Below are 7,995 nucleotides of genomic sequence, written 5' to 3'. Positions count from 1 at the left end.
TAGGCAGCGTCAGATGTATATAAGAGACAGCACCCGCACCGGCCCACCCCGGTGACCGGGCGCGATACCCCCGACCCCACGCGCCCGGTCACCGGCACCGCAACGACGTTTCAGGCTCGGTTGTGCGTTCAGGTCACTTGAGCGGTCTCCGCAGGCAGCGCCACGGCCCAGGCTCAGGAGGCGGTGTCGCGGAGGTTCCGGATGCTGCCCAGGAGGTTCTCGGCGCGTTCCCGCCCGGCAGTCGCCTCGGTGAGGCGCCGGTTGACCGTCTGCAGCTGCCGGCTGCGCTCCGCGGCGTCCATCTTCAGCGCCTTGTCCACCTCCCGCAGCTCGCCCTCGATGGCCTCGATCCGCCTGGTCAGGGCGTCGTCCAGAGCCAGCGACAGCTGCTGCTCCGCCTCGATCAGCTGCTCCGCCACGAGCTGGTCCAACGCCGAGCGGGCATCCGCGATGGCCTCGGTCAGCCACTGCTTCAGGTGCTGCTTGTCCGCCGCGTGCTTGCGGGTCCGCGCCATCCACCAACCGGCCCCGAGCCCGAGCACGATCGTCACCGGCAGCACCACCGGGTTCAGCGCCGCGATGCCCAGGCCCGCCAGCGGCATCGCGGCCGCCCGGCCGACGCCGAGCCCACCGGAGACGCCCATGAACACCAGGAGCTTGTCCTCCGCGGTCGGCGGCCGCTTGTCCGGCGGGCGCAACGCGATCGGCGCCTGCGCTCCGCGCGCGAACTGCGAGCGGATCACGTCGAGCTCCTCGGCGGAGAACAGCTCCTTCAAAGACTGCTCGGCGACCGCGGCCAGCCGCGCCGACAGCGTCGCCGCCACCCGGGTCGACGCCATCTGCAACGCCGCGTCGACGTGGCGGGGCAGCTCGGCCAACTGGTTGCGGTCGGCGCTGTCGATGGCCCGGCGGAACCAGTTCTGCACCTCCCGCACCTGGCGGGCCACCTCGTGGCTGGTCTCGACGCGGGTCCGCTGGATCTCGCCGCGCAGCTTCACCTGCCACCCGCGCGTCGACGACCGCCGCGCGGTGGACAGCTCGTCGCGCCGCGCGCGCAGCGACTCCGCCTCGTCCTCGCCGACGGTCAGCGCGCGCTTCTCCGCCGACAGCTTCGCGACCAGCTCACCGAGCACAGTGGACAGTGCCCGCATCGTGTTGGCCTCGCCGAGCATCGCGGCCCGCCCGCCGATCAGCCGCTCCAGCTCGGTGCGCAGCTCGACGATGCCGGACTTCTCACGCAGCATGTCCGCGGCCTGCTCGCTGGGCGCCTTCTCGGCCAGCTCCTGCATCCGGGCGGACACCGGGAAGATCGGCATTTCGGCGAACCGCGGCGCGTGCTCCGCCAGCAGCTTCCGGTCCGCTTCCAGGACCTGCCGCCAGCCGCGGTGCTGATCGGTCTTGGCCAGCGCGAACACGACGGTCTCGACGCGCTCGGCGACCTTCTGCAGGAATTCCAGCTCGCCCCGGGTGAACGGGGCCGACGCGTCGACGACGAACAGCAGCGCCGTCGCCGAGGCCGCCGCCTCCATCGCGAGCTCGCCGTGCAGGGCGTCCAGCCCGCCGACCCCCGGGGTGTCCACCACTGTCACCCTGGCCAGCGCCTCGAGCGGCGCGGTGATCTGCACGTAGCGCGGCGGCAGCTGGCCTTCGGGCAGTTCGCGGCCCGCGCTGGCCCAGTTCGGCAGCTCCGCCAGGTCGAACGGCACCGGCTCCTGCTGGCCGGGGTAGCAGGCGTGCGCAGCCCACTGCTCGCCGTGGGTGAACTCCAGGTACGTGGCGGTGGCCACCTGGGCGTCCACAGGGGACAGTCCCGGGTGCTCCAGCAGGGCGTTGACCAGCGAGCTCTTGCCCCGGTTGGTCTCCCCGACCACCACGACGCTGGGCGTCTTCTGGCGGCCGCGCCGAACCTGCTCGACCCACTCCGCGGCGGTCGGGTCGGCCTCCCGCAGGAACGCCTGCAGCTTCTCCCTGGCCTGCTTGACCTGCTGCGGCAGGCCCACGGTGACCGCGACGCCCGGTGCAGTCATGCGCCTCGCTCCTCTCGAACACCGACGTGGTCGCCCTCGGCCGGTCCGCCGTTTTCGCGCGAAACCGGCGGACTCCCCTCACGAGAGGCGGCGGTTTCGCGCGAAAACGTCGCGGCTTCCGCGGCTGTCACTGCTGCCGCAGCTGGTAAACGGTCACCACCGGGGCTCGCAGCACGCGGTCCCGATCGGCGAAGCCCAGCACCTCGGTCTCGGCGATCACGCCGTCCAGGGCCGGGTCGTCGGTGGGCGTGATGCCACCGGCCTCGTGGTGCGCCGGGTCGAAGCGGGTGCCGTCCGGCCGCAGCGCCGAAACGCCGATGCCGCTGAGCCCCTCGGACAGCCGCTCCACCACTCCCGCGCTGCGCGCCCGGTCCATCGCGTACATGCACAGCTGGATCAGCGTCGCCCGCTCGGTCAGCGCTCGATCCAGCTGATCCATGACGACATCGCTGGTCACGGCGGTCATGTCGGTTCCCACCTCTGCGTCGGCGTCCGGGGCAACTGCCGTGCCCTCGTCCGGATCGGACGCGTCGGGAACACCACCGGTTCCACTTTCAGGTGAATTCTTGCGTCGCCAGCCACGCATCGCCATCACCCGGACCGCAACTGCTGCCAGATCAGGAAGTACGCCCGGTGCACCACGTGCGCGATGCGGCTCTGCGCGGGCGTGGCGCCGAACGACGAGAACGAGCGCCACCAGTTCGCCCGCTCCAGCGCGTAGTCGGTCAGCTCGTTGCGGGGCCGACCGGGCAGGCCGAGCTGCTCGCCGACGTCGTTGCTGCTGCCGACCCGCATCACTTCCTCGGCCAGGTCCGCAGGCATCGCCACCGCACCGGCCGCGACCAGCGTCAACGACTCCAGCACCCGGAGTTGGTGCGCCTCCGGTTTGGCCAGCAGCACCTCGATCGCGTCGTGCACCCGCTGCCGCTCGCCCTGGTCGCCGGAGGCGTGCGCGAGCGCGGTCACCGAGGCCAGCGCTGCCGCGGCCTTGATCCCGTCGGCCCGCGCCCGGAACACCGTGTCCAGCCGGTTCAGCACCGAAGCCAGCCCGGAGGAATCCAGCAATCGACGCCGCAACGCGCCCGCGGTGATCTCCGGGTCGGCGTCGATCGCCTCCAGCGCGCTCCGGATCCCGAAGAGGTCCATCCGCTCCAGCAACCGGTTGCGGGTGCCGGCCGGCACGTCGCACTCCCAGCTGGTGAACAGGTCCGCGGACAGCAGCAGGGTTTCGCGGGTCGCCTCGTCCAGCTGGGCGAGGCCGCGCAGCGCCTCCGCATCGGCGGCGGTGAACTCGCCGGATTCGGCGGTCTCCGCGAGCAGGCCGATCACCGGCAGCACGTCGGCGACCTTGGGCTTGAGCAGCTCGGCCTGCTTCTCCGCGAGCAGCGACGCGGCCTTCCACACCTCGCCGCCCGAGTCCTCGACCGAGCTCGGCTCGATGGTGTCGGCCTTGTTCAGCACCGCGATCGCGTTGACCGGCCCGGCCTCGCGGCTGGCGGTGGCGGCGGTGAACGCGGCCAGGGCCTGCTCGTCGTCGGCCCGGACGCCCTGCGTCACCACATAGAGGACGGCCTCGGCGCCCGCGACCGCGTTGCGCGAAACCGGATCGAGATCGGAGTCGGCGGCGTCGTCGGCGTCGTCCTTGCGGGTGCCCAGCAGTTCTTCGGTGCGCGCCACGGACGCGGCGTCCAGCGAACCGAGCCCGGGGGTGTCGATCACCGTCAGGTCGCGCAGCACCGCGTTGGTCAGGTAGGCCTCCAGATGCGAGACCTCGTCGATGTCCACGCCCAGGTCGGCCGGGATGCCGCCGTCGGCGTCGAAGGGCACGGCCTGCTTGTTGCCGTCGTGGAAGACGACCTCGACGCGGTCCACGGTGCCGTACTGGAAGCGGGTGACCAGCCGGGTGCACTCGCCCACGTCGGTGGGCGCGACCCGGCGCCCGATCAGCGCGTTGACCAGCGTGGACTTGCCGGACTTGATCCGGCCCGCGACGGCCACCTGCAGCGGCGCGGAGAGCCTGCGCAGCACCTCTGCGAAGCCGGCCGCGGTCCGCTCGGACACCTGCGGCTGCAACCCGGTGCACAGCCGGGCGACCGCCGCGGATAACGGGCCAGGCCAGTGCTGCTGCTCGGTTGCCGTACTCAAGTCCGACCTTCCCGATCGTGCGACTCGCTGCGCGCTACATCCTGCCACGCACCCACACCGAACCGGACCAAGTGCGCGCGATCACGGACCGGCCCAGCAGGCCACGACCGGATCCCCGCCCGTGCCTAGGCACACCCGGACGTCTCCACGCGGGTGCGACCTGAGGCTGACCCGGGTCGAGCCCGTGGGATGACGCCGGACCACGTATGCGGCGCATAACCTCGCTAAGTGCGGAAACTGAGCCTCTGGTTGCGGGCGCGCCCGTTGGTCGGCGACAGCGGGATCGCCACCTTCATGCTGCTCGTGCACCTGGGAGAGCTCGACGTCGAGGGCAAGCCCTCGATCGGCATGCCCGCCTGGCTGTACGTCGTGGCCGGGGTGCTGCTGACCGTGCCGCTGGCGGTGCGGCGCATCTGGCCGGTGCGGTCGGCGTACGTCGCGCTGCTCGGCATGGCGATCATGTCGGTCGTCAACACCGGCCCGGGCTCGACCGTGGCCCTCATCGCGCCGTGCATGATGATCTACACCCTGGTCGCCTGCGAGGGACGCCGGATCGCGGCTCTCTACACCGCGCTGACCGGCGCTTTCTACCTGGCGCGGCTGTTCACCGGCGGCCAGCGGGAAGGAAACCTGGCCGAGCTGATCTTCGTCCAGGTGCTCTTCTTCGTCATGCTGGCGGGTTTCTGCTGGGTGCTGGGCGAGTTCATCGGCGCCCGCCGCGCGTACCACGCCGAGGTGGAGAGACGGCTGCGCAACCTGGAGGTCGAACGCGATCAGCAGGCCCGCATCGCGGTCGCCGAGGAGCGCAACCGGATCGCCCGGGAAATCCACGACGTGCTGGCGCATTCGGTCAGCGTGATGGTGACGCAGGCCGACGGCGCCGGATACGCCCTGCGCAGCAACCCGGATCTCGCCGAGCGCGCGTTGCAGGCGATCGGCAGCACCGGCCGCGAGGCCCTCGGCGAACTGCGGAGCCTGCTCGGCGTCCTGCGCGACAGCGACGAGCAAGACCCCGGCCGCATCCCGCAGCCCACCGCCGCGGACCTCAGCGACCTGGTGAACCGGGTGCGCGGGCTCGGGCTCGCCGTGTCGATGGAGCTGACCGGCGATTTCACCGGGCTGCCGACCAGGATTGGGCTCAGCGTCTACCGGATCGTGCAGGAGTCGCTGACCAACGTGGTCAAGCACGGCGGCACGGGCGCCACGGCCTCGGTCCGGGTGGACAACGACGGGCAGCGCATCGAGATCGAGGTGCTGGACGACGGAATCCGGAAGGAGCCGTCCGGGCTGGCCTCGGGCGGCAACGGGATCATCGGCATGCGGGAACGCGCCGCGGTCTACGGCGGCACGCTGGAGGCCGGCCCGCGGCCCGAGGGCGGCTGGCGGGTGCACGCGGTGCTGCCGCTCGATCCGGGCGCGCAGCCTGGGGCATCGGCCGAGAAAGGTCGCTGAGAAATCCGAAACCCCAGCTCGGATAGGGTGTACGGCATGGTGCGGGTGCTGCTGGTGGACGACCAGGAACTGATGCGCATGGGCTTCCGGATGGTGCTCGACGCGCAGGATGACCTGGAGGTCGTCGGCGAGGCAGGCAATGGCCAGGAAGCGATCGAGCTCGCCGAGCGGCTGCGGCCGGACGTGGTGCTGATGGACGTCCGGATGCCGGTGCTCGACGGCGTCGAGGCGACCCGCCGGATCGTCGCGGCGGACAGCGCGAAGGTCCTGGTGATGACCACCTTCGACCTGGACGAGTACGCGCTTTCCGCCCTGCGCAACGGAGCCAGCGGATTCCTCCTCAAGGACGCCCCGCCGGAGAGCCTGGTCACAGCGGTGCGCTCGGTGGCCAGCGGCGACGCGGTGGTCGCGCCCAGCGTCACCAAGCGGCTGCTCGACCGGTTCCTCGGCGAACGCGGCGGCCAGCTGCGGGACGCGTCGGTGCTCGACGTGCTGACCGAGCGGGAGCGCGAGGTGCTGGTACTGGTCGCGAAAGGACTGTCGAACGCCGAGATCGCGAGCACGCTGTTCCTGTCCGAGGCCACCGTGAAGACCCACCTCGGCCGCATCCTGTCCAAATTGGACGTGCGGGACCGGGTGCAGGCCGTGGTGCTCGCCTACGAAACCGGTCTGGTCAAACCGGGTGAGGCGTGAAATGCGCCTCCAGCCACCCATGAACGCCCTGGTGGACGGCTAGCCTGCGGTGGTGAGCGACGCCGCGTGGAAACCCCGACTCATCGCCCTCGACATCGACGGAACCCTGCTCGACCCCGCCACCCAAGCGATTTCCGCCGCGGTCAAGACCGCGGTGCGCCGCGTGGTCGAAACGGGCACCCAGGTCGTGGTGTCGACCGGCCGGAGCACGCTCGGCACCCTGCCGATCCTCGACGAGCTGGAACTGACCAGCGGAGTCGCGTTGTGCTCCAACGGAGCGGTGCGGGTCGACGTGGCGGCGCGGGAACCCGTGTCGATCGAGACGTTCGAACCGGGGCCGGTGCTCGCCGAACTGACCAGGCGGCTGCCCGGGGCGATCTTCGCGAGCGAGGACATCGGCGTCGGCAGCCTGGTGACCAGCAAGTTCTCCGAGGACGAGCTGCACGGACCGCAGCAGCTGGCCACCTTGGACGAACTCGTCGACCACCCGGTGCCGCGGCTGATCGCGAACTGGGTGGATCACGAGCCCGCCGAGCTCATCGCGGCGATGACCGGGGTCCGGCTGCCCAACTGCACCTACACCGTGGACCACTACGAGCCGTGGGTCACCGTGGTGCCGGAAGGCGTGACCAAGGGCTCGGCGCTGGAGAAGCTGCGCGCCGAGCTGGGCATCGCGAGCGAGGACACCTTCGCCGCCGGTGACGGGGACAACGACATCGAGATGCTGCGCTGGGCGGCGCACGGCGTCGCGATGGGACAGGCTGCGGAGATCGTGCGCGCCGCGGCCGACGAGGTCACCGGGCCGGTCGCCGAGGACGGGCTGGCAGCGGTCCTGGACCGCTGGTTCCGGTGAGATCTCCAGGACACCCCTGAGGGGCTGTTTGGAGGTAACGCGGGCTTTGTTCTTTGAAGCGGCGAAGCCGCTTAGCCCACCTACGCAACTCGCACCGCCGCGGGTTCTCAGACGTCGCCTGGCGAGGACAGCCCCGATGCCGTGTATTGGGCATACATAAGTCGGGGATCCCGCAGCCAGGCGGCGTCTGTAACTCCCGCAGGGGGGCCGCCACCAGCACCGCCATGCAAACCGAGTTTGGAAACAGGCTCTCTAGCTTGATCTTTAACCTCGGGGTTGGTGGCCCCACCCCGATTGGTCATGAAGGCAGCCCTTGGTTGATCATTCGTCTTGCGACAGAACAAAGATCGATCCAAGGGCTGCGATGGTTAGTGTGCATGATCCCGATCGTGATGCTGCGTTCGGGGAGTTGGTCAGGTTCCGCCAGGAGTTCTACGAGTGTCTGACCGCGCGGGTGGATGCGTTGTTCGAACTGGCCGAGGCGGTGTTGTGCACCGACGGCCCGGTCCGGTCGCTGGTCGGGTTGTCGTTGGCGCCGGAGCACCGGCGCGGACACGGCGCGTTGTATGACGCGATGAACTGCGGCCGCATCGACGTCGCGCGATTGCGGACGACGCTGGCCGGCGTTCCGTTGCCCCGAGCAACCGATGGGCGGCTGGTGTTGGCGGTGGATGTCAGCCCGTGGCTGCGCCCGGATGGGGGGTGTCAGGTGGGTTGTGTACAAGATCCGATAGTTGATGGAGTACGCAGATGACCACGACTGATCCGCAGCAGCAGGAAGGGAATCCGTTCGGGGCGGCCGGGCAGCCGCGGTCGGCTCGGGAC

At 70.5% G+C, this 7,995-nt stretch carries 7 protein-coding genes; 4 read left to right on the top strand and 3 right to left on the bottom strand.

What is annotated here, in order from left to right; genetic code table 11:
• Positions 1 to 173: 173 nt before the first annotated feature.
• The 3 genes from E1288_RS45500 to E1288_RS45490 all read right to left on the bottom strand — a co-directional run bounded on the left by E1288_RS45500 (position 174) and on the right by E1288_RS45490 (position 4,172).
• Positions 174 to 2,027, bottom strand: a complete 1,854-nt coding sequence (locus E1288_RS45500; protein ID WP_132495467.1) for a dynamin family protein — start codon at positions 2,025 to 2,027, stop codon at positions 174 to 176.
• A 127-nt stretch (positions 2,028 to 2,154) separates the two neighbouring features.
• Positions 2,155 to 2,493, bottom strand: coding sequence for a nucleotide exchange factor GrpE (grpE, locus tag E1288_RS45495; protein WP_132495465.1), 339 nt, complete (start codon positions 2,491 to 2,493; stop codon positions 2,155 to 2,157).
• A gap of 125 nt (positions 2,494 to 2,618) precedes the next feature.
• Complete coding sequence (locus E1288_RS45490) at positions 2,619 to 4,172, bottom strand: dynamin family protein (protein ID WP_132495463.1); 1,554 nt, start codon at positions 4,170 to 4,172, stop codon at positions 2,619 to 2,621.
• A gap of 228 nt (positions 4,173 to 4,400) precedes the next feature.
• Here E1288_RS45490 and E1288_RS45485 point away from each other — a divergent pair, with 228 nt between their 5' ends.
• The 4 genes from E1288_RS45485 (at position 4,401) to E1288_RS45470 (ending at position 7,924) form a co-directional block, all read left to right on the top strand.
• Positions 4,401 to 5,624, top strand: coding sequence for a sensor histidine kinase (locus E1288_RS45485; RefSeq protein ID WP_235884280.1), 1,224 nt, complete (start codon positions 4,401 to 4,403; stop codon positions 5,622 to 5,624).
• Between the two features lie 36 nt (positions 5,625 to 5,660).
• Positions 5,661 to 6,317 (top strand): response regulator, encoded by a 657-nt coding sequence (locus tag E1288_RS45480; RefSeq protein WP_132495461.1) that lies wholly within the window; start codon positions 5,661 to 5,663, stop codon positions 6,315 to 6,317.
• A 52-nt stretch (positions 6,318 to 6,369) separates the two neighbouring features.
• Positions 6,370 to 7,170 (top strand): HAD hydrolase family protein, encoded by an 801-nt coding sequence (locus E1288_RS45475; RefSeq protein WP_235884279.1) that lies wholly within the window; start codon positions 6,370 to 6,372, stop codon positions 7,168 to 7,170.
• A gap of 373 nt (positions 7,171 to 7,543) precedes the next feature.
• Positions 7,544 to 7,924 (top strand): transposase, encoded by a 381-nt coding sequence (locus E1288_RS45470; protein ID WP_235884278.1) that lies wholly within the window; start codon positions 7,544 to 7,546, stop codon positions 7,922 to 7,924.
• The last annotated feature ends 71 nt before the right edge of the window (positions 7,925 to 7,995 follow it).

The organism is Saccharopolyspora elongata (assembly GCF_004348985.1).
GTDB lineage: Bacteria > Actinomycetota > Actinomycetes > Mycobacteriales > Pseudonocardiaceae > Saccharopolyspora > Saccharopolyspora elongata.
The sequence above is the reverse complement of the archived record's forward strand: the minus strand, read 5'-3'. Positions and strand labels throughout refer to the sequence as shown.

Bases quoted from the DNA above. Each gene is read 5' to 3' on its own strand.
- E1288_RS45500 (WP_132495467.1), bottom strand. From the start codon at position 2,027: ATGACTGCACCGGGCGTCGCGGTCACCGTGGGCCTGCCGCAGCAGGTC.
- grpE (WP_132495465.1), bottom strand. From the start codon at position 2,493: ATGACCGCCGTGACCAGCGATGTCGTCATGGATCAGCTGGATCGAGCG.
- E1288_RS45480 (WP_132495461.1), top strand. From the start codon at position 5,661: ATGGTGCGGGTGCTGCTGGTGGACGACCAGGAACTGATGCGCATGGGC.